The following is a 24386-nucleotide window of genomic DNA, read 5'->3' as shown; positions in this document are numbered from 1 at the left end:
GTCTGGGACAGCTTCCCCGAAAGTTAGTGAAACTGCACAAAAGGCAGAAATCCGGGTGTGCACGCCATTGTGCACACCCGGATCTCATGCCCGGTGGGACGGAATCACCAACCGGTGTTACCGCGAACCGGGATATTGACGAAGCTCGGACGATTCGGGTCGAGCTGCACATGCTGCGGCTTCAGACCGGTATCGAGGAGCATCGGCAGGATCGGCAGGCCCTTGGGGAAGTTGCCCGCGAAGACGTCCACCCGCAGCCGGTGCCCCGGCTGGAGCAGGGCCTGGGTACCGCTGAGCGCGATATCGAGGGTGGTGGCCTCACCCGGCACCGTCGGCTCGCTCTTGTCGAGCGAGGTGAAGGCGCGCGGATCGGTGTAATCGCCGCTGTCCGACCGCGAACTGTTGGCCTCGTCGATCTGGCGCATGGACGCCATCATCTGGCCGGAGGTCAGCACGGTCGACTTGCCGTCGGGCGCGACATCATTGACGGTGACCGTCCAGTAGCCGTCGGCCGCGTCCTGAATGGTGTTGAGATGCACCGCGATCGGACCCGAGACGGTGGTCGGCTCGGCGACCGGGGCGCTGGTGAAGGTGAGCCCGTTGGTCTCGGCGATGCGCGAGTCCAGTGCGCAGCCGTCGATGATGGAGAGCACCCCGGCGCTGCCCTGTGCGGCGTCATTGGAGCACAGCGTGGTCAGCCCCATGGCGACGCTGAGCCGGTCGGTATCGCCATTGGCCTCGGCGGTCAGCGAACCGTCGTAGAGGCTGTTCGCGGTGCCGCTGCGCTGCGCGGACAGGTACATGCGGCGGTAGCGCGCGGCCTCCTCCGAGGGCGCGGATTCACCGAAGCCGCCCTGGGTGATCCAGCCGCCGCCCTGCTGGCGCAGGGTGACCGGGCCGTACTTGTCGATGCCGTTGTCGATGCCCTTGAGCCACTTGTCGAACCAGGCGCGCTGCAGTACGTCCAGGCGCGGGGGCAGACCGGGGCGACCGGCCTCGGAGCCGGAGGTGACGTGATAGGTGTTGCCCATCAGCAGCTGCTTCTGCCCGGCGGGTAGCGGAATCTCGTTGTAGATCTTGGATTCCGAGTAGGTGAACAGGTCGTGCCAGCCACCGGTGACGAAGGTCGGGATGCTGATCCGGCTCGGATCACCAAGCCACGCTTGGCGTTCCGAGGACAGATCGTTGAGCATGTTCTTCACCCGCGGATCGAGGGTGTTCATATCGGTGCTGGTGTACGCCGACATGAGCACGTCCAGATAGGTGAACGGATCGTCGGCGCGGTCCCGCAACCATTTGAAGTCGAACTTGCCCTGCGCGATCGAGGCCAGGTCCGGCACCCACTTGAGACCGTTGATGGCGCTGAGCCACAGCGGAATGAAGTTGAAGCCGAAGCCGCCGCCGGGCGCGAGCACATCGTCGACGAGGTCGCTGCCGGGCACGATCGGAAAGATGGTTTTGAGTGCCGGCGGATTCTTCTCCGCCGCCTGCACCTGGTTGATGGCGCTGTAGGACAGCCCGTTCATTCCGATGCGGCCGTTGGACCAGCTCTGCTTGGAGGCCCAGTCGATGGTCTCGACGGTGTCCTGCTGCTCGCGCCGGCGCAGCATGTCCCATTCGCCCTGCGAGAATCCGGTACCGCGCACGTCGACGACGACCTGCGTGTAACCGGACTTGATGAGCTGGCGGTCGACGGAGAAGTTGCGGAGTTCGCCGTTGCCCGCCGCGTTCAGCAATTCGCCGAAGCCGGAGATGGGTGTGCCGGTGAGGTTGATGTTCCGGAAGACGTTGACCAGCGCGTCGCCGAGGCCGGGAATGGCGAAGGCGCTGTCTGCGACGTTCGACACCAGTTTGGTGTACGGCGTCATATTCAGCACGGTCGGCGTCGGGGTGTCGATCGGACGACCGGAGGCGTCCGCCGGGTGGTAGACGTTGCCCTTGAGCACGGTGCCGTCGCTCATCGTGATGGGGACGTCCCATTCGATGAAGACGTTCGGGTACTGCTGCTGACCGTCCTCGGTGGCGGTCCAGGCCGCGCCCGCGGCGCCACCGTCGGGGCCGATCGGGGTGGGGGCCGCATCAGCATTGCCGGCGGACAGAGGAATGAGCAGAGCGGTCGCGGTGGCGAGCACCGTGACCCGTAGCGCGTGCTTCATCGAACGTGATCTACCTCTCGCAAATGGTCGAACGTCCGGAAGCATATCTACTCGGAAGTAAGTTGCAAAGCCCGGTTACAGTTACCCGTTTTAATGGGCAAAATTTCGGCAAATTGCATTGCGGCACAGGTGAATACCCTACGGTGCCGTACTGAGATCCAGATCACAACACGCGCTCGATAAATGAAAAACGCGCCGCCACCGAATTATTCGATGACAGCGCGTTCGCGTTACTACGAGTTATTTGCCGCCCTGATTCGCGACGGCGGCGGCGCCCGCGGCGGCCGCCTCGGGGTCCAGGTACTCACCCGGGCCCAGCGGGCGCAGGTTCTCGTCCAGCTCGTACTTGAGCGGAATGCCGGTGGGGATGTTCAGCCCGGCGATATCGTCATCGGAGATGCCCTCGAGGTGCTTGACCAGCGCGCGCAGCGAATTGCCATGCGCGGCAATCAGAACCGTCTTACCGGCGGTGACATCCCGGGAGATGGTGTCCTCCCAGTACGGCACCATGCGCGCCACGACATCCTTCAGGCATTCGGTCAGCGGCACGTCGATATCGGCGTAGCGCGGATCCGCGTCCTGGCTGTATTCGCTGCCGGCCTCGATCGGCGGCGGCGGGGTGTCGTAGCTGCGACGCCACAGCATGAACTGCTCATCGCCGTACTGATCCTTGATCTCCGCCTTGTTCTTACCCTGCAGCGCACCGTAGTGACGCTCGTTCAGACGCCAATCGCGCACGACCGGAATCCAATGGCGATCGCAGGCGTCCAATGCGTTGTTGGCGGTGCTGATGGCACGGCGCAACAGCGAGGTGTAGACGATATCGGGGAGAATCCCGTGCTCGGCCAGCAATTCACCGGCACGCTTGCCTTCGGCGACGCCCTTGTCCGTAAGACGGACGTCCACCCAGCCGGTGAACAGGTTGAGGGCATTCCATTCGCTCTCGCCGTGGCGCAGCAGCACGAGGGTGTACGTCATGTGGGTCATCTTTCCACGCCCTGTTTCGCCAGTAGCGCGGCCCCGGCGAGGGTGGCCTGGTCGGTGAGTTCGGAGGGGACCACCCGCAATTCACGCAGGAAGGACAGCCGGGCGTGTGCGGCCGCGGCGGCCCGCAGCGGGGCCCAGAGCGGCTCACCGGATTGCGCGAAGCCGCCGCCGACGACCACCAGATCGGTGTCCAGCAGGGCCGCGGCCGAGGCGATGGCGGTGCCCAGGGCGGTACCGGAACGGTGCATGGCGGCCAGGGCGATCTCGTCCCCGGCGTGCGCGGCGGCGGAGAGTTCTATGCCGGTCGCACCGGTCCAGCCCTGTCGACGCGCCCAGCGCACCGAGGATTTGCCACTCGCCACGGCCTCGACACAGCCGAAACCGCCACAGGCGCAGGGTTCTTCGTTATCCGGAACGATGATATGGCCGATATGGCCGCCATTTCCGGTGCGGCCCATGACGACTCGGCCATCGGAGATCACCCCGCCGCCGATGCCCGAGGACACCGTCATACAGAGCACGTTCGATTCGCCGCGGGCGGCGCCGAAACGCTGTTCGGCCAGCGCCAGGCAGACGCCGTCGATGGCGAAGTGAATCTCCGCCTCGGGGAACAACTCTCGAACGGCGTCGATCAGGCCGAAGCCGTGCACCCACTCCGGGATATTGAGCGGCCCGGTCGATCCGGTGCGCACATCCACGGGTCCGGCCGCGCCGATGCCGACCGCGGACACCTCCTCGGTACCGGCGACGGTCAGCAGGAGTTCCAGGCAGGCGGTCCACACCTTGGTCTCGGGGACCTGGATCCGGCGCACCGCGCTGACGCCGCCGTCCGAATCGACAATGCCCGCGGCGAATTTCGTCGCACCGATATCAAGGGCCAGCGCCACCATGGATTTGCCGTCTCCTTCGCCTCGGGGTTCCGGAGCAGGCTACGCCTTGTCCTCGGCGTCCACGAGATGTTCGAAGGCGCGCAGATTCTTCAGTGATTCGCCGCGCGAGACCCGCCACTTCCATTCCTTGCGAATGGATTCCGCGAATCCGAGTTCGAGCAGGGTGTTGAAGTCCGCGTCGACGGCCTCGAGGATCTGGCCGAACCAGCGGTCGAGTTCATCGGCGGTGACGGCGTGGTTGGAGAGGCGGCCGACCAGGTAGATATCGCCGAGTTTGTCGATGGTGTACGCCACGCCGTAGAGGCGGCGATTGCGGCGCAGCAGGAATTTGTAGACGCCCTCGAAGTTCTCGTCCGGTTTGCGGCAGACGAACGACTCCATCCGAATGCCGTGCTTGCCGACGGTGACGCCGATGACGGTCTTGAGTTTGCGCTCGCCGGGCAGCACCACCACGAAGGTGCCGTCGCCCTCGCGCGAGTATTCGATCTCGCGCTCGCGCAGTGTCTCGTCGATCAATTGCGCTGTCGTACGGGCGGATTCGTCCTGCACGGCGTCGCTCATCGGCGTACGACTCCCATCCTGCGTCGCCATGCCGGCGCGACCTCCAGATGTTTCGACCTCGGGCTACCAACCGGCCACCCCAAAGATCTGGCGTGATTACTGTCCGCATGCACGCTACCGGTGCGATTGCGGCGATCCCGCGATTGGCCGAGGGCGGCGGCGTAACTATCCAGCATGCCGTCGGCGGTATGCGCCCAGGAGAAATTGGCGGCGTGCTCGACCGCGGCCACACCCATCACATCCAGGCGGCCGGGATTGTCGAGCAGCGAGCGCAGGGCGGCGGCCCAGTCCGGGGTGCGATGCCCGGGCACCAGCAGACCGGTGACCCCGTCGCGCACGGCGGTGCCGAGCCCGCCCACATCGGCGGCCAGTACCGGGGTGCCGCTGGCCTGCGCCTCGATGGCGACCAGGCCGAAGGATTCGTTGTAGCTGGGCACCGCGACCAGATCCGCGGCCCGGTACACCTGCACCAGGCGATGCGGCGGCTGCGGCGGCAGGAAGGTGACGCGATCGGAAATGCCGAGCGCGGCAGCCAATTCGATCAGCGCGTCGGGGCGTTCGAGCCCGCTGCCCGACGGTCCGCCGACAATCAGGACGCGCAGCGGGCGTTCGGGACGCCGCGGTAGCGCGGCCTCCTCGGCCAGCACCTGCGCGGCCGCGCGAACCAGCACATCGGGGGCCTTGAGCGGTTGAATCCGCCCAATGAAAGCGACAATTCGCTCATTGTCGGGCAGGCCGAGTTCGGCGCGCGCGGCGGCGCGTGAACCGGGCTGATACCGGCTCAGATCCGCACCGGGCAGCACCACATCGATATGGTCCGGATTCGCGCCGTACAGCTCGACCAGCTGCCGCGCCTCCTCACCGGTATTGGCGATGAGCCGATCCGCCTCGGCGACAATCTGTTTCTCGCCGATAACGCGGGCGGCGGGTTCGGGCACATCGCCCTCGGCCAGATAGGCGTTCTTCACCGCGGCCAGGGTGTGCGCGGTGTGCACCATCGGCACCTGCCAGCGATCCCGGGCCAGCCAGCCGACCTGGCCCGAGAGCCAGTAGTGCGAGTGGATCAGGTCGTAGTGCCCGGGCAGGTGCCGGGCCTCCTGCCGCAGCACCTCGGCCGCGAACGGACAGAGCTGGGTGGGCAGATCGTGTTTGTCGAGACCCTCGAACGGTCCGGCCACCACATTGCGGACCAGTACGCCCGGTGCGGCCTCCACGAGGGGTTCGTCATTGGAGGAGGTGGTGCGGGTGAAGATCTCCACCTGGGTACCGCGGCGGGCCAATTCGATGGCCGTCTGCAGGACGTACACATTCATGCCGCCGGCATCGCCGGTGCCCGGTTGGGCCAGAGGTGAGGTGTGCACCGATAGCACGGCTATCCGATTGGGCCGTAGGTCGGAACGTTGACTCACTACACCAGTGTGCACGCCGACGGTAAGTGAATATACGTGGGTTACCCGACCTAGTGACTCGACTCACAGCCGACGCCCCGGTCAGGGCAGGGTTGCGGCGAAGGTCGTGAGCTCTTCCACAAAGCGGTCCGGATCCTCGATGAAGAGGCCGTGCTGAGCGTCCGGCCAGTAGGAGGTGGTGGCGTTCGGGACGGTCTCGGCGATGTACCGCCCGTTCTCCACCGGGACCACCGGATCGGCGAGGCCGTGCATGACCAGGACCGGAACCGGCAGCTGAGCAAGGGTTTCGGTGTTGTCGACGGTGCGATAGAACAGCGCCTTGCGCACCCGGGGCGGGGTGGCGATGCTGCCGCCGAAGAGCCGTTGGGCATCTTCGCCCTTATCGGCGCCGCGACCGATATTGGCATTGCCGAAGGCGGCGAAACCGCGGCCGGCGCGACCGGCGCTCTCCTCGAAGACGTCCGGAATGGCCTTCTGCATGGCCGGACCGGTCTGCGCGCCGGGGACGTTCTTGCCGATACCGGCTTGGGAACCGGTGTAGACGACGCCCGCAACGGCGGCGGTGCCGTAGGCGGCGAGGTAGTCCGAGAGCACGATGCCGCCGTAGGACCAGCCCAGCAGCACCGCTCCCCCGGTGATCTGTTCGGCGGCCAGCACCGCGGCCACATCGGCGGCCCAGTTCTTCGGATCGTCGTATCCGGATTCGGGGGCGTCGGAGTAGCCGTGGCCGCGCAGATCGACGGCGATCACCCGGAAGCGCTGTGCCAGTTCATCGGCGGCGCGACCCCAGCAGCGCAGATTTCCGGACCAGCCGTGCAGCAGCACCAACGGACGTGCGCTCTCGGAGCCGGTGACCCGGTAAACGATATTCGTGCCATCCGCGCTGACTACTTCCCTGATCGCCATACCCGCCAGGCTAACGGGCAGCTCTGCCGAATCTCGCGCCCGCCGAGGTGCCCGTGGCGGGCGCAGGGTGGAGGGTGCGGAGGTGTTGTGCTTGCCTAAGCTCAGGACATGAGCATTCGTACCGCTGTCGTGACCGGAGCAAGTTCGGGAATCGGAGAGGCCACCGCCCGGGAGCTCGCGAAACAGGGGTATCACGTGTTCGTCGGGGCACGCCGGGTCGATCGGCTGGAGAAGCTGGCCGCGGAGATCGGCGGCACCGCACTGCCCCTGGACGTCACCGACGAGGAGTCGGTGCGCGCGTTCACCGATGCTGTCGGCGAGCTGCACGTCCTGGTCAACAATGCCGGTGGCGCAAAGGGTTTGGCCACCGTCGCCGAGGCCGATCTGGATGACTGGCGCTGGATGTGGGAGACCAATGTGCTGGGCACATTGCGGCTCACCAAGGCGCTGCTGCCCAAGCTGATCGCGTCGGGCGACGGGCTCATCGTCACCATCACCTCGGTGGCGGCCTTCCACCACTACGACAACGGCTCGGGCTACACCTCGGCCAAGCACGCGCAGGCCGTGCTGCACCGCACGCTGCGCGGGGAGTTGCTCGGCCGGCCGGTGCGCTTGACCGAGATCGCCCCCGGCGCGGTGGAGACCGAATTCTCGCTGGTGCGTTTCGACGGTGACGCCGAGCGCGCCGCCAAGGTGTACCGGGGCATCGATCCACTGCTGGCGCAGGACATCGCCGAGATCGTCGGCTTCGCGGCCTCGCGTCCGGCGCACGTCAATCTGGACACCATCATCGTGAAGCCGCGCGATCAGGCCGAGCCGGGCCGCTTCGCGCGCCGCTGAATCCGTTAGGGGACTAGACGGATTCGCAGGGTTTCATAGGTCGGGATGAAAACCTTTCGGCGGTAACGACGTTCGACGATCTCCCACGGGCGACCGGCGGCGGTCAGAGCCTCGAGCAGGGCCGTCATCTCCGAGTGCACCAGCTGCACGCCGACGCAGAGGTGACGGCCGCCGCCGAACCAGAGCTGGCGGGTCTCGGGGTTGTAGTCACGGTGGATGTTGAAGGAACCGGCGGCGTTGTTGATCGACCAGGTCAGGATTTTGACGTGCTCGCCCGCGAGCAGCCGGCGGCCCGCGATCTCCACGTCCGCGGTGACCGATCGCCCCACCAGATAGGCGGGGCTGGTGACCCGCAGCGCCTCGCGCACCGCATCGGGCATGCGCTCGGGATGCGCGAGCAGCTCCCGATGGTCACCGCTGTCGTGCAGTAGCGCGACCATCCGGGTCATGGCGCTGGCGAGGGTGTCGGTGCCCGCCACGGCCATGAGAATGGCCAGGCCGGAGGCATGTTCGAGCTCGAGGCCGAGTTCCCGGCAGCGGCCCAGCGTGGTGCTCGGATCGGCGCGCTCGTAGGCGTCGGGCACCGAAGCGGCGAGTGTGGTCGCGAGGGTGCGGGCACGCGCCACCGCCACCGGGTCGAGGGTGGTGGAGGCCATGGTGCCCATGGCGAGGTTGACCAGCTCCTCGACGTGGCCGAAGAGAATGCGGAAGGGCTGATCCGGATCCTCGTCGGTGCGCACCGCGCCGTTCGCGGCGAAGATGGCGGCGATATCGGCGGGCCGCATGCCGACCAGGTCGGAGACGCTGCGGCCGACCAGTACTCGCGCGCGCTCGGCGATGTCGACGGTCTTTCCGGCGGCCAGATCCGCGCTGAGCTGTTTCAACGCGGGCCCGAGCACGCCGTCGACCAGGGCGTCGGTATGACTGGCGGTGAACAGGTCGCGGACCTTGGTACGCAGTTCGGTATGTCCGGGGCCTTCGAAGAGGTCCTGCACCCAATCCCCGATGACCTGCGCCCACCAGTGTCCGGCCGCGCCCTCGGACACGATGCTGAAGTGCGTGCTGTCGTTGTAGATCTGGCGCGCGACCAGCGGATCCGCGACGAACCAGCCGAGTTTGGGGATCTTGCGCAGGGGTTTGGCGGCGCGGCCCGCGAGCAGGACGGCGGGCAGCCAGGGCTGTCCGGCGGCCAGCAGGGTCAGCTCGTGGCGGGTGGCGGCATTGATCATGATGCTCCGAACTCTCTGCGAACGGTATTGCGCCGCAATGTAGTTCACCTCACATTTGTGAATCACGAAATTTTCATAACGGCAATGTGCAGACTGCTAGCGTCGCGGCCAACCGTGGGCAGTTTGGAGTGATCACATGGTGCGAGCACGAATAGAGGCGGTGGGCTCCTATCTGCCCACCCTCGAAGTATCTACGGCCGAGCTGCTGACGCAACTCGACATCGAATCCCCCATCGACCTGGAACGAGTCAGCGGCGTACGACACCGCCGCCGCTGCACCGTCGATGCGCACGGGCGGCGCGAGGACTCCTTCACCGTCGCTCTGGCCGCCGCCGAGAGCGCCCTGGCCAACTCGCGATACGAGCCCGCGGACCTCGATATCGTCATCTCCTGCTCCATCACCCGCATTCGCGAAGACGACTTCTGGGTGGAGCCTTCCTTCGCACTGCTGCTGCGCAATGAACTCGGCGCGACCGGGGCCGTCCACTTCGACCTCTCCAATGCCTGCGCGGGCATGATGACCGGAGTCCTGGTGCTGGAGCGCATGATTCGCGCGGGCATGGTGCGACGCGGATTGGTGGTGTCGGGCGAGTACATCACCCCCATCTCCGATACCGCCGTGCGCGAGATGTCCGAGAAATACGACCCGCAGTTCGCCTCACTCACCGTCGGCGACGGCGCGGCCGCGGTGGTGCTGGACGGCGAGGGCACCGCCGACGAGGGCATCGACTACATCGAACTCAATACCAGCGCCGCCTTCGCGCAGCTGTGCCTGGGCATGCCCAGCGACCGCAGTCCCGGTATCGCGCTGTATACCGATAATCGCGCCATGCACAACGAATCCCGGTATCTGCTGTGGACCACGCGGCATCGGGATTTCCTCGGCGCGCGCGGCAGCGATTTCGCCGCCGAGGGTTACGACCACATCATTCATCACCAATTCAGCGGTCCCGCAGTGGAATTGATCAACAAGATCGCCGAACGCGAATTCGACGCTCCCGTTCCGCCCGGTATCGCGGTGCTGGATCGATACGGAAACACCGCCTCCACCTCGCATTTCGTGGTATTGCACGACGCGCTGAAGCAGCAGCGGCTAGCGTCCGGGACGAAGGTGCTGATGGTGCCCGCGGCCTCCGGTGTGGTAGCGGGATTCCTGTCGGTGACTCTCGGAGAACTACGGGTGTGATGAGCATGAACATCGTTATTTCCGCGGTGACCGTCGAAACCGGTAGCGGCAGTTCCATCGAACAGGCCGCGGCCGCCGCCGAACGCGCCATCGCCGAGGCGGGCAGCACCCCCGAACACATCGACGCCCTGATCAATACCGGGGTCTACCGCGATTCGAATATGGTGGAACCGGCCATGTCCGCACTGATTCAACAGCGGGTCGGCATCGGCCTGGAGTACCGCAGCGGCGATGTGCCCTGTCTGTCCTTCGACCTCATGAACGGGGCCTGCGGTGTGCTCAATGCCATCCAGGTGAGTCAGGCGCTGTTGCAGGGGCCGACCGTGCACCGGGTGCTGGTGGTGAGCGGGGACGCGCACCCCTCGAAATCCGCCGAACCGCGCGAGGGCTTCCCCATCACCCCGGTCGGGGCGGCGCTGCTGCTGGAGAAGAGCGCCGGACCGAGCGGATTCGGCGAACTGCACATCAGCTCCACCGCCGAGCCGCCCGCGCCGGTCGGATATGTGCGACTGCCCGAGATGGGCAGCACCGGACGCTCCACCATTGTCGTGGACCGCACCGCCTCCACCGTGGAAGACCTACTGCACCACGCGGTTTCGGCGGCGAGTGAGGCGCTGGAGGTGGCCGCCGGCGAACGCACCGTGCTCATCTGTTCGCGGCCCACGCCGGACTTCCCGGCCCTGCTGGCCGAACGCCTCGGCCTGCCCGCCGAGGCGGTCCAGGCCGGTGCCGTCGAGGGCGATGCGCACACCTCCGCACTGCCCGCCGCCTATCTCGCGGCGCGGGACAGCGGAAAACTCGCGGACGCCGATATCGCGCTCTTCGTGGCGGCCGGGGCGGGCCCCACCGCCGCGGCCATCGCCTATCGGCTGCCTCCGGCATAATCGACGCCGGGAGGACGGCTAATGAACGAACTCTGGGTCATCGTGCCCGCCTACAATGAAGAGCAGGGCATTACCGCGACGCTGGAAGCGCTTGCGGCGCAGCGGGATCCGAACTTCACCCTGGTCGTGGTGGACAACAACTCCACCGACGGCACCGCCACCGTGGTGAGCGCCTTCGCCGCCGCGCACCCCGAGATGCGCATTGAACTCGTCACCGAGACCCACAAGGGCACCGGGGCCGCCTCCGATACCGGTATGCGGCACGCCATCGCCGCCGGGGCCCTCCGGCTGGCGCGCACCGATGCCGACTGCCTGCCCTATCCGGACTGGATCGAACGGATCAATGCCGCCTTCGACTCCGGGCTGCGACTGGTGAGCGGCCAGCTCATTCCGCGCACCGACGAGGGTGTGCGATGGATCGACCGGACCGTCATCCGGATCGTGCTCGAGGTGGCGTCCGCCTTCGGGAAAATGCGGCCCGGCAATCAGGATCCGCGCTATCTCGGGCCGTATGTGATGACGCCCGGCTGCAATATGGCGATCACCGCCGAATTGTATGCGGCGGCGGGCGGATTCCCGCGCACCGCCATCGAGGATCTGCACGAGGATCGGGCGCTGGTCAACGCGGTCCGCATGCTCACCACCGATTACGCCTTGCGCCGCGATGTCCGGGTGCACGCCTCCAATCGGCGGGTGCGGGCGTGGGGCGTGCGAAAAACCCTCGCCTGGTACGCCGATCATCGATACAAACCGGAACTGGTGGATATTCGTTGAACGCCTCCGAGCCGTCGGACTTCCTGGCACTGCTGCGCGAACACGTCCGGCGTAAGCCCGACGATCCGGCGCTGGGCATGGTGGGCGGGCGACCGCTCACCTACGCCGAGCTCGACGATCGGATTACCGCGGTCGCGGAACGCCTGCACCACAATGGATTCCGTCCGGGGGACCGCATGCTGTTCTCCATTCGGCCGTGCGTGGACGCGGTGGTGCTGATCTTCGGCGCCATGGCGGCGGGCGGAACCATCGTGTTCGTGGACCCGGGCGTGGGGCCGGAATTGTTCGCGCGGCGCATCGAATTGGCCGAACCCGCTTGGGCGGCAACGGAATCGCTGCTGTATCTGCTCAGCGGTCCATTGCATCGGATCGGCCGGATGCTCGGATTGTCGCTGCCCGCGTTCGGGCGACTTCCGGTGCGGCACATACACGGTGGACCGCGGTTACCCGGCACCCCGGCGGCCTCGATCCCCCTGCGGGAACTGCTGGCGGACGCCCCGGTCTCCGCCGATACGGCGCGCTCGCTCGCACCCTCGGATACCGAAGCGCTGATCGTCTTCACCTCCGGCACCACCGCCGCACCCAAAGCCGTGGTGCACACCCGCGGTTCGCTCGGTGCGGGCCTGGCCGCCATGTCCGGGCGCAGCAGTCTCGGACCCGGGACACACCTGCACACCGAACAGCTCATGATGGGACTGCCCGCACTGATCGCGGGCGCGCAGTGGTCCATGCCGAGCTATCCGCGCTTCGGAACCCACATCGAGCCACTGGAATTCGCGCGCGGACTGACGACGGCCACGCACGCCTTCTTCACCCCGGCCGATCTGGCCGTGGTGCTGACCGCCGTCGAGACCGGAAGGCTCACCGCGCCGACCGACCTGCGCGAGATCTCGCTCGGCGGTGCGCCGGTGACCACCGCACTGTTGCGCCGGGCCCGCCGAGCCCTACCGGACTGCGACTTCCTCGCCATCTACGGAATGACCGAAATCCTCCCCGTGGCAATAACATCCGGGACGGCGAAACTGGAATTCGACGGGGCGGGCGACCCGCTGGGGGTACCCGTGCACGGCGTCACCGCCGATATCGCCGAGGACGGTGAACTGATTCTGTCCGGTCCCAATCTGTGCCACGGATACCTCGGTGAGCCGCCGCTGACGGAGATACGCACCGGCGATCTGGCGCGTTTCGACGGTGACACCCTGGTACTCATGGGCCGCAAGAAGGACATGATGCTGCGCGGGAAGACCAATATCTATCCCGGCCTCTACGAACCGGCCATCAATGCGGTGACCGGGGTGCGCCAGGCCATCATGGTCGGCCTTCCCGACGAAATAGGTGATGAGCGCATCGTTCTCGCGGTGGTGGCCGATCCGGACGCGGGCGATATCGTTTCCCGGCTGCGCCGCGAATTGCCCGCCTTGATCGATATCTCCGCGCTTCCCGATGACATCGTGGTGGTCGAGGAGATTCCCGTCAGCGGCCGGACCAGCAAGCCCGACCGGGCAGCGCTGCGCACTGTACTCGCGAAACAGCTCCACTGACAGCGGAGTTCAGGGGGCGGGGCGGTCCAGTAGGGCGTCGAGCGCTCGATCGGCGAAATCCTCCGCCTCACCGGCGCTCAGCACGCCCTCGACATAGCAGAACGCGATCCGCATAGCGTCGTGCGCGGTCACGATGGCCACCGTGAGCGCGCTGACACAGGAGTTCGTCGCGGCGACGGTGAGACCCGAAAGCCGCCACGCCCCAACCTGTTCCGGGATATCGACGCGGCCCAGGTTGGTCACCGACACATTCCACGGTGCGCGGCGATCCACCATCTCGACAATGCGCGCGCCCGATTCGATGGTGCGCGGCGTGCCGAAACGCATACCGGCCACCGTCGCCAGATGCCGCCGCTGCCGAATGCCTTGCCGCAGTTGACGATTAGCGGAGCGAGCCGCGTCCCACAGCGTGACCCGCGGGCCGAAGCGCACGAATGCCGCCAACACCGGCGCGTAATTGCCCAGCTCATCGGTGTCCGGCCGAGGTTCCAGCAGCGATCGGAAATCGACCGGCGAACCGATTCCGGCGAATCCCTTTCCGGTGGAGCCGGATCCGGGCGTAGTCCCGATCGCACCGGCGACCGCCGCCGCCAGTGCGCCGTGCACGGTCACCCCGGCCCGTTTGCAGTCCCGGACCAGGGCGGCCAGTGGTTCGGCCGATACCGTCCGATACACCACGCGGGTCCGGCGCTCGGGAAGCGCGACGGAGGCCGCACCGCGCAGCCGCTTCGGGCGCAGCGCCAGCGCCGCCGCCTGGTCGAACAAGGTGGCGTACGCGTAGCGCCGAAAACCGCGCGCCGCAGCCGGAATCAACGCATCCGACGGTGGCGAGGGCGGGCGGATTGCGCCGTATGCGCGCGCATCACCCGCCCCGTCCGCTGCGGCGTGCTCGACGATCTTGCGCAGCACGGTCATCAGGGAGCGGCCGTCGACGATGATGTGCGAGAGGGTGAGCAGCAGATCATGGTGTTCGCCGGGAGCGCCGGGAGCGTGCACGAGGTCGGTCACGCGGGCGAAACCCTCGGATACCGCTATCGGGGTGGTCATTTCGATATCGAGCTGTCCACGCCACGCCTCGGGATCGTCGGAGATGCTCTGCCGCACCGGGATTCGCGGGTTCTTCAAGGGTTCCACGCGAGGGTGCCCGTCGCCGCCGTCCGCCACGCCCATGCGCAGCAGCGGATATTCGGTGAGCACGGCCGCCGTCGCGGCTTCCAACTGTTCGAGGGTGAGTTGCCCGTGCACGCGCACGCGGCCGACGCAGTTCGCCGGTGAGATGCGGTCGATGATCCAGAACCAGCGCTCCGAGGGGCTCAACTCGCGGCCGAAATCCGTTGCCGCCGTTGCCGACCTGCTCGCAACCACCGTCCAACCTCTCGCCGCGCCTGTCGGCGAGACTAGTCCGCCGCGGCGCGGTTCGCATCCCGCACAGATGACTCGGCGCGGGCACCCGGAGGGGTGCCCGCGCCGATCAGTGAGCGTGGAGGTCAGCGGCCGCCGGGAGCCTGCGGTGCGACCGGGGAGGCGGTGACCACGGGGGCCGGGTCGCCCTGCAGGGCCGACATGGATTTCCAGGTGGCCCAGTCGATGGTCCAGTCGTAGAGGTCGCCGTCGGCCGCGGACAGGTTGATGCGGGTGCCGGAGACTTCCACCGGATCACCGTAGAGCGCGGTCGGGAAGTACGCCTGGGCGTCACCGGTGCTCAGATTGATGCAGCCGTTGGTGACATTCGTATTGCCCTGCGCGGAGGCCGATTCCGGGTTGGCGTGGATGAATTCGCCATTGTTCGAGATGCGTACGGCCCAGCGTTCGCGAGCATTGGTGTAGTACGGCGGATTCGACATGACGAAGTCCTCGTACTTCTCGGTCACCACGTGCACGCCCGAGCGGGTCACATTGCGATCCTCATTGCCCTCGCCGTAGCTGACCGGGAAGTCGAAGACCACCTGGCCGTCCCGAATCACCTGCATGCGGTGGCTGGTGGCGACGGCCTTCACGATCTGCGAACGGCCGATCTTGAAGTCCGAGGTCAGATCCGCCCCGCCGTAGGAGCCGGAGCCCATATCGAGCCCGTACAGCTTGGCCGCCACATGCACCTGAGTGCCGGGCTGCCAGTACTCGCGTGGCCGCCAGTGCGCGCGCGAACCGCCGTTGTCGTCCGGCAGCCAGGCCCAGCCGCCCTCGGCGGCGGGGGTGGTGGTGACGGTCAGCGCCTTCTCGACGGCGGCCTTGTTCTCGATGTGCTTGTTGAACTGCAGGATGATCGGCGCGGCAATGCCGACCTGCTGGCCGTCGGCGATATTGATGGTCGCCGAGACCTGCGTCTTGGGATCGACCGTGCTGAATTTGGCGTCGATCGGCACCGGCTTGCCGTCGGTCCCGGTGGCGGTGCCGGACCAGGTGTAGGTGATGCCGTAGCCGAGCGGTTCGGTGACCACGAACTTGCTGTGGTCCGGGCTGAGCTCGCCGGTTACCTGCTTACCGTTCGGGTTGGTCAGCGCCACCTGGTCGATCCGGCCGCCGGTCACCGAGACCTGAGCGGGTGCGGTGGGGTTCACATTCTGTGCGCCGTTGCCGGGCTCGGTGGTCACCTTCGCGGCCGGAGTGGCGGGTTTGTCGGGACTACTGCCCCTGTCGGATGTACATCCGGCCACCAGCGCCACCACGGCCAGCAGCGCGGCCAGCACCGCCGCCGCCCGCCGAACCGGGAATCCTCGTCTACTCACTTCCTCGACGTTACCCCCGCAAACCGAGTCTTCCAGCCGCTGAAATCGTGGGATCAGCCACGCCTACAGGGTGACTCCCACTGTGACAGGTTCGGGCTCGAGCCGAATCAGAAAGCGGTCGGCAACCCCCTGGCGAACATCGCGGGCGAGTTGCGCGATGTCCGCCGCGGTCGCCGATCCCCGATTCGTCAGCGCCAAGGTGTGCTTGGTGGACAGCCGCGCGGGGGCCTCCGCGCCCGGATACCCCTTGGCGAAACCGGCACGCTCGATGAGCCACCCGGCGGAGAACTTCACCCCGCCCGGCACCGGCCACGTGGGCACCGCCACATCGGCTCCGACATGTGCGCAGATCGCCGCGCGGACCTGTTCCACCCGCCCCTGCGGGACGATCGGATTGGTGAAGAACGAGCCCGCGCTCCAGGTGTCGTGATCGGCCGCGTCCAGCACCATGCCCTTGCTCGCGCGCAGCCGCAGCACCTCCGCCCGCACCGCCGCCGCGGGCCGCGATTCGCCCTCCTGCGCACCCAGCGCGGTCGCCAGTTCGCGATAGCCGAGCGGCGCGCTGGAACCGTCCGGGCGCAGCGCGAATTCGACCGCCAGCACGACCGCGGCCTCGCTGTGCTTCAACACCGAAGTGCGATAACCGAATCCGAGTTCGGCGGGCTCGGCCCAGCGGATCGCACCGCTCGCGCGATCCAGCAGGCGCACCCGGCGCAGCAGTGCCGCCACCTCGACGCCGTACGCGCCGACATTCTGCACCGGCGTCGCACCGGCGGAACCCGGTATGCCGGAGAGGCATTCGAGACCGCCGCGACCGGCCGCCACCGAAGTCGCCACCACCGCATCCCAATTCGCGCCCGCCTCGGCGATCAGGAAGTCCGCGCCGAGTTCGACGCCGGTGGTGGCGATGCGCACCACCACACCCGGGAAGCCCGCGTCGGCGATGAGCAGATTCGAACCGCCGGCGAGCAACAGCACCGGAATCCCGGCCGCGTCCAGCGCCCGCACCGTCGCCACCAGCGCGTCCGTGGACGCGCACGTGGCCACCACGGCCGGACCGCCGACCCGCAGCGTCGTCAGCTCGGCCAGCGGTACCGCGGCCGACAGGCTCGCGCCGGTCCCGGCCAGTCGGTCCCGCACGTCGTCGAAGGACACCACCCCAGAAGTACGCACAGGCACAGACGGTAGCCTGTCCGACCATGGCGACACCTCTGGCCTTCAGCGCGCACTCGACCCATTCCACCGCCGCCGTGCGCGCCGCCTTCGCCGATGAGCAGTACTGGAAGGACCGCATCGAGGCGGTCGGCGGCCCCAACGCGCGCATCGAATCGATTCAGATCTCCGGTGACAATGTCCGCGTGGAGATGGTCCAGGCCATCCCGGCCTCCGAACTCCCCGCACAGGTGACCGCGGTCCGCCCCGGCGATCTGGTTATCCCGCGCACCGAGACCTGGAACGGCAGCGGCGGCACCGTCGAGGCGCATGTGGACGGCGTACCGGCCACCGTCCACGGCACCCTGACGGTCACCGAGACCGGCACCGGCTCGGACTTCGCGGTGGACGCCACCATCGAGGTGAAGATCCCGCTGTTCGGCAAGAAGATCGAGGCGGCCATCCAGGGGCACCTGACCGAACTGCTGGAGCGGGAAGCCGAGTTCACCGACAATTGGCTGAGTTCGCACTGACGCGGCCCTCGCGGCAGTAACCTGACCGATCGTGCCCCGTCGACTCGACTACTCCGCGCGCTATCCGCTGCACACCACCAAGGAGGTGTACGCGGCGCTCCAGAACCGCGACCACTGGGAAGCGCGGATAGCGGAGATGCGCAAGCACTCTCCCAACGATCTCGTCCGGCTCGAGGCCGGGGACAACGGCATCGAGGTGGAGACCCGGCACGTGCTACCCCGCGAGAGCCTGCCCGATCTCGCGCAGGCCGTCATGCGCAAGGATATGACCATCACCCGGACCGAGCGGTGGAACGCCTTCGGACCCGAGGTGACCGGCGAATACACCACCTATATGCCCGGCGGCCCCGGCTCCCTGGAAGGGACCATGCGGCTCTTTCCGACCGAGACCGGGTGCACCCTGCGCACCTCCTCCTTCGCCACCGTGCAATTACCGTTCCTCGGACGCAAGCTCGAACAGCTCATGCTGGTGAATCTGATCGACCTGTTCCGAGCCGAGGCCGAGGTGACACAGCTCTGGCTGGATCAGCAGCACCACGCCGCCTGATCAAACCGATCGGCACCATCACCCGCGGCACCACCGGCGGCAACCGGTTGCGCCGCGGGGATCGCTGGCTCCTGCACGACCCCTTGGTGACTCGGCGTTTGCTGGAGGCCCCGGAGCCGCTCGTGGTCGACCTCGGCTACGGGGCCAGCCCGGTCACCACCCTGGAAATGGCGGGGCGACTGCGCACCATTCGACCCGACCTGCGCGTGGTGGGTTTGGAGATCGATCCCGAGCGGGTGGTGCCCGGGCAGCAGGGTGTCACCTTCGCCCGGGGCGGTTTCGAACTCGCGGGCCTGCGCCCGAATCTGGTGCGCGCCTTCAACGTCCTGCGGCAGTATCCGGAATCCGCTGTCCCGCAGGCCTGGTCGACCATTCTGGCCGGGCTCGCCCCGAACGGCCTGCTGCTGGACGGCACCTGCGATGAGCTCGGCCGCCGCTGCGCCTGGGTGCTCCTGGATCGGACCGGGCCGCTGTCGCTGACCCTGGCCTGGGATCCGTTCACCGTCGACCAGCCCTCCGATATCGCCGAACGCCTCCCGAAGGCCCTGATCCACCGCAATATTCCCGGCGAGCCCATCCACACCCTGCTCACCGCCGCCGACCGCGCCTGGTCGCATGCCGCGCCCCTGGCTCCGTACGGCCCCCGGGTGCGCTGGCGACATGCCGCGGACATGCTGCGCGATCAGGGTTTTCCGCTGCGCCCGCAGCGCCGCCGCCTCCGCGACAACCAGCTCACCATCCCCTGGCAGGCCGTCGCACCGCTGCCCGGCTGAACTCAGTCGCGGTCACCGAAGACCGAGCGCGCGCGGTCACCCAGCATCCGCACCGAGGCCGAGAAGGCGGCGGGCGCGACAAGCGACCGCGGGGCGAAGGGCTGCCGCCACAGTCCGCCGTGCGCCGCACCGGTACTGAAGAGGGCTTCCGGATTGCGCGACGGCGCGGCCGGAGCCATCAGATCACCGACCAGCTTGGCGGCCAGCAGTATTCGAGCGGAGGCGGGTTCGAAGACCTCGACCCCGAAATGCGCCGACGCCCGGAAGGCGGCGGTACGCCAGGGGCTCTTGTACACCGAACTGGTCCAGGCGGGCGGCGCGACCGAGTACGACACCGGGTGCCCGGCGGAACCTGCGAGCACCGCTCGCCAACGCGGAATCCGCTGCGCCAGGGCGTACTCCGGTCCGCCGAGATACGGCAGATTGTCGAACAGACCCCACCGCTCACCCTCCGCGTCGAGTATCGGACGCAGATAGTTCAAGCGGTACAGCGCATTCGGCGAAAGCCGATGCAGGATGTCCTGCGCCGCGCCGCGAATCCCGCGCCGCGCCAGCTGCTCCCGCGCGGCCAGCACCACCGACTCCGGCACGGCGTAGCAATCGGTCGGGGAACCGTGCAGTGCCAGTGCGGTATCCGGGCGCATGGCGAGCAACGCCTCGGCGAGCACATCCGAGGCGGCGGCGATACGCAGTCCGGCCGCACCGGGCAGGCCCGCGTACAGGCCCAGCGCGGGCCGGGCATCGTTCTGCGCGGCAAGCCATTTCACCAGAACGGGAAGGAATCGGGTGATATCCACGCCCGGACCGTCTGCGGCGATCGGATAGCGCATGACGCCCGCACCGGTCGCCGCCAACTCCCGCAGGCGATCCCAGCGCGCCCGGCCCGGCCGATCCACCGCGAGCACCTCCGCGCCCCAGGCCAGCAGCGGTCGCAGCGGGCTCAACTCCGCCGCCGCGCCGATGATCGCGAGCCGGAAGCCGGGCAGCCGCAACCACTCCGGATGGTCGACCACCCGGCGGACCGCCGTCGCGAATCCGGGTTCGACAATGCCGCGCTGCTCCCACACCTTCAGCTGCGCCCGCAGTTCGTCCTCGCACAGCAGCCTGCCCTGCCACGGCACCTCGAGTCGCGGGGTCGGATCCGCGGTGCCGGTGACCACCTCGGTCTCCAGTACGGACCCCCGGCCCGCCGCCGTCACATCGACCGCCTCCAGCGCGGTGACGGTGCGCCCCACCGCGAATCGCAGCATGGTGCGCACCGAACGCAGTCCTTCCTCGGCGATCCCCCGCGAGATCGTCGGCGAACTCACCGACAGCGCGGTCATCCCCCGAAAGACCCGCCGATGCCCGTGTCGCCAATCCTGACCGGTCTCCACCGACTGCGCCAGATCCGCGTCGTACCGGCGCACCGCGTCGGCGACCACGGCCGCGGTGAACATATCCCCGATCCGATCGGGCGGTCCGGGTGGAAAAGCCAGATCCCACATACCATTACGGACCGTACCCATGACAGGTCACCCTGCCACGATTCCGGCCCGCGCAAAACTCGAACAGCGCGCCGACCGGACGCCTGCCCGGGACTCGTCGGCCGATCTCACGAGCCTCGGGCGCATTCGGCCGCCGAACGTCGAAACACGGTGTGCCGCGGTGGCGCGGATCCCGGCCGCGAGCCCGGGACGAGGGGTGTTCATACGCGGATCAGCGCGCGGTGCAGGCGGGCCGCGGTCGCGGGTGGAAGAGCGTCACTGGCGGTACGAATTTCGGCGCGGGCACAGCGATGGATGGCCACCGCGTCGGCGACCACCTCGTCGAGCGCGGCCTGACCGATACCCGCCTCGGCCAGATCCAGCACCGTGCGCAGCGGGGTGGTGACCAGGAAGGTCCCCGCGGACTCCACATCCTTGCGGGCGAAGGAGCGACGCAGCACCACCAGGCGCGGGGAGAGCGGGAAGCGGCCGATGCGCGCGGACATGTGCACGAAGCGGGGCCGCAACCGGCCCAGGCCGTGCAATTCGGCGGCGCTGTGATGGGAGACCGCGGCCGCGCCGTCGAACCAGGCCGACCACATGGCGTACTCGTCCAGCGGTCCGTCCGGCCAGCGGCCCAGGCGCAGCAGGCCGACCCCGGCGCGAATCACCGCACCGTCACGCAGGCCGTCGCGAATGCGCGCCTCACAGCCGGTTTGCAGCACCTGACGGGTGGTGAAGTATCCGGCGTGCCGACCGGCCAGCTCTTGCAGCGCCTGCCAGCCGTGTTCGGGGTCCGGCTCCGCTGCGGGGTTCCCAGCCATGCGTTCAGGCTACGCCGACCTTCTGTGTGTTATGTCACAATCCGCCGCGAGTGCACCGACACCTCACCGGAAGCACAGAACTCACACAGAAAGCTCGGGAAGAATCGGCCGCATGAGTTCGAATCCCACCTCGGACGACGCGAAGCGCCCGGCCCCCGATGCCGACGCTCCGCGCGCGAATGGCACCACACCCGACCACCCGGGCGCGGCGAACTACGAGATCCCCTCCGGCGCAGCCGAATCCGGCGAGCGGCCGATCGGACTCGACAAGCCCGGCGCGGACGAATCGGCGACCCGGGTTCTAGGCGGCGCGCCCTATCCCGCGGGCGCGGGCGGCGCGAACGACGCCACCGAGGTCATCGGCGGACCGGGCGGCGTACCCGGTTCGGCGGAGGTGGACCCGCAGGCCACCGAGTGGTGGCATGCCGGACAGGCAACCGAACCCGCCACCGAAGTCATCGACCAGCGCACCCGGGCCCTCTCCGGACAGGGGGCCGCCGGCGGCGCGGCCCAGGGTGGATTCCAGGGCGGCGCGGCACAATCCGGCCCGCACCCCACCGAGGTGCTCGGCAACACCGGTTCACACCACACCGAAATACTCGATCCCGGCGAGGCGGCGGCCTACGCGGCCGGGGCCGCCTCGGTGCCCGGCGGTGCGCAGGAGCCACCGTTCACTCCCCCGCCGACGGCGAACGCCGGTGGCGGGCAGGGTGGTTCGATGGGCGAAGGTCGCAAGAAGCGCACACTCCTGATCGTCGGACTGGTGCTCGCGCTGATCGTGGTCGGCGGGCTGGCCGGTGGTGAGGCGTATGCCCGGCGCACCGTCGAGAACTGCATCAGCTCGCAGTTCGAAGCGCAGATGGGCTCCAAGATCGACGTATCGTTCGGCGCGAAACCCATGCTGCTCACCATGTTCGACAACAAGGTCGGCTCGGTCACCGTCGACAGTGACGACAGCAAATTCGGCCCGGCGGTCGGCATGGTCGTACACGCCACCTTCCACGACATCGAATTACAGGATCAGGGGCGCGCGGGCGGCACCGTCGGCAGCTCCGAGGCCGAGGTCACCTGGAGCAATGACGGCATCGTGAAGACGCTGGGCGGCTTGGTGTCCGGCGCGACCTCGGATCCGTCCTCCGGCACGCTGAACTTCAATGTGCTTGGCGGCCTGGCGCAATTGCAGGTCAAACCGAAGATCGTCGGCGACAAGGTGGAGGTGGAGACCAAGTCCGCCGCACTGCTCGGCTTCGGCCTGCCCACCGATCTGGTCTCGGGCATCGTGGATCTCATGAGCGAGAGCCTGCAGAACTACCCGATGGGCTTGCAGCCCACCAAGGTCGAGGTCACCTCGGACGGACTGCACATCAGCCTGAAGGGCGGCAAAACCACCTTGCAGACAACCGATTCCACCGGCAAGACCGCGAATATCACCTGCTGAGGTGTGGATCCCGGACACAAGCACACCGGGATGACGGGGTCCGGACCGCGTCGCCGAGATGACGGGATCCGGACCGCGTCGCCGAGATGACGGGATCCGGACCGCGTCGCCGAGATGGCGGGGTCCAGACCGCGTCGCCGGGATGACGGGTCCGGACCGCGAGGACGGGACGATGGGGTCCGGACCGCGAGGACGGGACGACGGGCTCCGGACCGCGAGGACGGTCCGGATTCAGGCCGGAAAGCCTTGCAGCACTTCGCGGGAGCGGGAGAGGCCGAGTCGGGTCGCCCCGGCGGAGATCATCTCCGCCGCGGCCTCGGCGGTGCGGATGCCGCCGCTGGCTTTGACACCGAGGCGGTCCCCGACGGTCTCGGCCATAAGCTTCACCGCGTGCGCGCTCGCGCCGCCGGCGGGGTGAAAACCGGTGGAGGTCTTCACGAAATCGGCTCCGGCCTGTTCGGCGACCCGGCACACCTCGACGATCTGCTCATCGGTCAGCGCGGCCGATTCGATGATCACCTTCAGAAGTGCGCGGTCCCCCATGGCTTCTCGCACCGTGATGATGTCGCCGAGCACCGCGTTGTAATCGCCCGCGCGGGCCGCGCCGACATCGATGACCATATCGACTTCGCTCGCGCCCTGATCCACCGCCAGCCGCGCCTCCGCGCCCTTCACCAGCGAATGATGTTTGCCGGAAGGAAATCCCGCGACGGCCGCCACCACGAGCCCGGGCGCACGCACCGGCAACATGGACGGTGAGACGCACACTGCCAACACGCCAAGTTCACGTGCCTCATCGATCAGCGCGTCGACATCCGAAGCGGTTGCTTCGGGGGCGAGCAGGGTGTGGTCGATCATCGCGGCCACGTCTCGACGGGAAATCTCAGCCATGAGCAGTGAGTTTGCCATCAATGCGGAATTTCGTTGCGAGTCACCACCGCTGTCGCGCACACTCGTACTTGTGCTGATCCGTCGTGAACGAACCGGCGACGCCGCCGCGATCGACGCGGTGCACCGCAGCGCCTTCGCACGCGAGTACGCGAACGCCAATGGCGACCGCCCGCCGGGCTCCACCGCACCCACCGCCGATCCGCCCGAGGTCGGGTTGGTCCGGCTGCTCCGCGACAGCTCCGGCTGGATGCCGACCCTGTCCATGGTGGCCGAATCACACGACGACATCATGGGCCACGTCTGCCTCACCCGCGCCGGTATCGGACCGTTCCCGGTACTGGCCCTCGGCCCCATCGGGGTGCGCGCGGGCGCACAGGGGCACGGCGTCGGTGCCGCCCTCATGCACGCCGCGCTGGGCGCGGCCGACGCCCTCGACGAACCCCTGGTGGGCCTGCTCGGCCATCTCGACTACTACCCGCGTTTCGGCTTCGTCCCCGGCGCCCGCCTCGGCATCGTCCCCGATCAGCCCGAGTGGACCTCGCACTTCCAGGTTCGCCCGCTGGCCGCCTACGACGCCGAGATCAAGGGCGAATTCCGCTACGCCGACCCCTTCTACGAGCTGTAGCGGGGGCGATACCACCCGGCACCGAGCGGTCGCATGGTTGCTGCGAGG

General features: G+C 67.9%; 23 protein-coding genes. 10 read left to right on the top strand and 13 right to left on the bottom strand.

Translation table 11 applies throughout. The features are described from left to right. Positions 1-104: 104 nt before the first annotated feature. The 6 genes from NA10_RS16180 to NA10_RS16155 form a co-directional block, all read right to left on the bottom strand. Complete coding sequence (locus tag NA10_RS16180) at positions 105-2156, bottom strand: CocE/NonD family hydrolase (RefSeq protein ID WP_067568657.1); 2052 nt, start codon at positions 2154-2156, stop codon at positions 105-107. Between the two features lie 240 nt (positions 2157-2396). Continuing rightward, positions 2397-3134 carry a phosphoglyceromutase gene (locus NA10_RS16175; RefSeq protein ID WP_067568685.1) on the bottom strand — a complete coding sequence of 246 codons (738 nt, stop codon included), beginning with the start codon at positions 3132-3134 and terminating at the stop codon, positions 2397-2399. A 5-nt stretch (positions 3135-3139) separates the two neighbouring features. After that, on the bottom strand, positions 3140-4033 hold the full coding sequence (locus tag NA10_RS16170; protein WP_067568656.1) for an ROK family protein: 894 nt from the start codon (positions 4031-4033) through the stop codon (positions 3140-3142). A gap of 39 nt (positions 4034-4072) precedes the next feature. Then, complete coding sequence (locus NA10_RS16165) at positions 4073-4594, bottom strand: type III secretion system chaperone family protein (protein ID WP_067568655.1); 522 nt, start codon at positions 4592-4594, stop codon at positions 4073-4075. Then, a complete protein-coding gene (gene mshA, locus NA10_RS16160) occupies positions 4591-6018 on the bottom strand; it encodes a D-inositol-3-phosphate glycosyltransferase (RefSeq protein WP_373862381.1) in 1428 nt (475 codons plus the stop codon). The genes NA10_RS16165 and mshA overlap by 4 nt, the downstream gene beginning before the upstream one ends. A gap of 66 nt (positions 6019-6084) precedes the next feature. Then, positions 6085-6909: an alpha/beta fold hydrolase gene (locus tag NA10_RS16155; RefSeq protein WP_067568654.1), complete on the bottom strand. Its 825-nt coding sequence runs from the start codon at positions 6907-6909 to the stop codon at positions 6085-6087. Between the two features lie 108 nt (positions 6910-7017). Here NA10_RS16155 and NA10_RS16150 point away from each other — a divergent pair, with 108 nt between their 5' ends. Further along, positions 7018-7749 (top strand): SDR family NAD(P)-dependent oxidoreductase, encoded by a 732-nt coding sequence (locus NA10_RS16150; protein WP_067568653.1) that lies wholly within the window; start codon positions 7018-7020, stop codon positions 7747-7749. A 5-nt stretch (positions 7750-7754) separates the two neighbouring features. Here the strand turns inward: NA10_RS16150 and NA10_RS16145 are convergent, their stop codons facing one another. After that, complete coding sequence (locus NA10_RS16145) at positions 7755-8978, bottom strand: cytochrome P450 (protein WP_067568652.1); 1224 nt, start codon at positions 8976-8978, stop codon at positions 7755-7757. A gap of 136 nt (positions 8979-9114) precedes the next feature. Here NA10_RS16145 and NA10_RS16140 point away from each other — a divergent pair, with 136 nt between their 5' ends. Genes NA10_RS16140 through NA10_RS16125 form a run of 4 tightly spaced genes read left to right on the top strand, consistent with a single transcriptional unit; the run spans position 9115 to position 13363 of the window. Next, positions 9115-10164, top strand: a complete 1050-nt coding sequence (locus NA10_RS16140; protein ID WP_067568651.1) for a 3-oxoacyl-ACP synthase III family protein — start codon at positions 9115-9117, stop codon at positions 10162-10164. A 5-nt stretch (positions 10165-10169) separates the two neighbouring features. Beyond that, on the top strand, positions 10170-11048 hold the full coding sequence (locus NA10_RS16135; protein WP_157556541.1) for a beta-ketoacyl-[acyl-carrier-protein] synthase family protein: 879 nt from the start codon (positions 10170-10172) through the stop codon (positions 11046-11048). A 21-nt stretch (positions 11049-11069) separates the two neighbouring features. Then, a complete protein-coding gene (locus NA10_RS16130) occupies positions 11070-11822 on the top strand; it encodes a glycosyltransferase family 2 protein (protein ID WP_067568649.1) in 753 nt (250 codons plus the stop codon). Continuing rightward, complete coding sequence (locus NA10_RS16125; RefSeq protein WP_245677357.1) at positions 11819-13363, top strand: class I adenylate-forming enzyme family protein; 1545 nt, start codon at positions 11819-11821, stop codon at positions 13361-13363. The genes NA10_RS16130 and NA10_RS16125 overlap by 4 nt, the downstream gene beginning before the upstream one ends. A gap of 9 nt (positions 13364-13372) precedes the next feature. On the opposite strand, the gene NA10_RS16120 is transcribed toward NA10_RS16125, so the two are convergent. From NA10_RS16120 to NA10_RS16110, 3 genes are all read right to left on the bottom strand, one after another. Further along, entirely contained in the window at positions 13373-14728 is a 1356-nt protein-coding gene (locus tag NA10_RS16120; protein ID WP_157556540.1) for a phthiocerol/phthiodiolone dimycocerosyl transferase family protein, read from the bottom strand. Positions 14729-14850: 122 nt separating this feature from the next. Next, on the bottom strand, positions 14851-16089 hold the full coding sequence (locus NA10_RS16115) for a L,D-transpeptidase (protein WP_067568647.1): 1239 nt from the start codon (positions 16087-16089) through the stop codon (positions 14851-14853). A 63-nt stretch (positions 16090-16152) separates the two neighbouring features. Next, positions 16153-17247 carry a UDP-N-acetylmuramate dehydrogenase gene (locus tag NA10_RS16110; protein ID WP_373862382.1) on the bottom strand — a complete coding sequence of 365 codons (1095 nt, stop codon included), beginning with the start codon at positions 17245-17247 and terminating at the stop codon, positions 16153-16155. A gap of 41 nt (positions 17248-17288) precedes the next feature. Between NA10_RS16110 and NA10_RS16105 the strand changes: the two genes are divergently transcribed. The 3 genes from NA10_RS16105 to NA10_RS16095 are packed head-to-tail and all read left to right on the top strand — an operon-like array spanning position 17289 to position 19094. Continuing rightward, positions 17289-17774, top strand: coding sequence for a DUF2505 domain-containing protein (locus NA10_RS16105; RefSeq protein WP_067568646.1), 486 nt, complete (start codon positions 17289-17291; stop codon positions 17772-17774). Between the two features lie 31 nt (positions 17775-17805). Next, positions 17806-18321, top strand: a complete 516-nt coding sequence (locus tag NA10_RS16100) for a DUF2505 domain-containing protein (protein WP_067568645.1) — start codon at positions 17806-17808, stop codon at positions 18319-18321. Then, complete coding sequence (locus tag NA10_RS16095) at positions 18318-19094, top strand: SAM-dependent methyltransferase (protein ID WP_084514775.1); 777 nt, start codon at positions 18318-18320, stop codon at positions 19092-19094. The genes NA10_RS16100 and NA10_RS16095 overlap by 4 nt, the downstream gene beginning before the upstream one ends. A gap of 2 nt (positions 19095-19096) precedes the next feature. Here the strand turns inward: NA10_RS16095 and NA10_RS16090 are convergent, their stop codons facing one another. Beyond that, a complete protein-coding gene (locus NA10_RS16090; protein ID WP_157556539.1) occupies positions 19097-20602 on the bottom strand; it encodes a hypothetical protein in 1506 nt (501 codons plus the stop codon). Positions 20603-20781: 179 nt separating this feature from the next. Next, positions 20782-21384: a type IV toxin-antitoxin system AbiEi family antitoxin domain-containing protein gene (locus NA10_RS16085; RefSeq protein WP_067568643.1), complete on the bottom strand. Its 603-nt coding sequence runs from the start codon at positions 21382-21384 to the stop codon at positions 20782-20784. A 112-nt stretch (positions 21385-21496) separates the two neighbouring features. Here NA10_RS16085 and NA10_RS38665 point away from each other — a divergent pair, with 112 nt between their 5' ends. Continuing rightward, positions 21497-22822, top strand: a complete 1326-nt coding sequence (locus tag NA10_RS38665) for an LmeA family phospholipid-binding protein (RefSeq protein WP_245677355.1) — start codon at positions 21497-21499, stop codon at positions 22820-22822. Between the two features lie 231 nt (positions 22823-23053). Here the strand turns inward: NA10_RS38665 and deoC are convergent, their stop codons facing one another. Further along, positions 23054-23713 (bottom strand): deoxyribose-phosphate aldolase, encoded by a 660-nt coding sequence (gene deoC, locus NA10_RS16075; RefSeq protein ID WP_067568642.1) that lies wholly within the window; start codon positions 23711-23713, stop codon positions 23054-23056. Between the two features lie 70 nt (positions 23714-23783). Between deoC and NA10_RS16070 the strand changes: the two genes are divergently transcribed. Continuing rightward, entirely contained in the window at positions 23784-24338 is a 555-nt protein-coding gene (locus NA10_RS16070; RefSeq protein ID WP_067568680.1) for a GNAT family N-acetyltransferase, read from the top strand. Positions 24339-24386 lie beyond the last annotated feature (48 nt).

Source organism: Nocardia acidivorans NBRC 108247 (assembly GCF_001625085.1).
In the GTDB taxonomy this organism is placed as follows: Bacteria; Actinomycetota; Actinomycetes; order Mycobacteriales; family Mycobacteriaceae; genus Nocardia; species Nocardia acidivorans.
The sequence above is the reverse complement of the archived record's forward strand: the minus strand, read 5'-3'. Positions and strand labels throughout refer to the sequence as shown.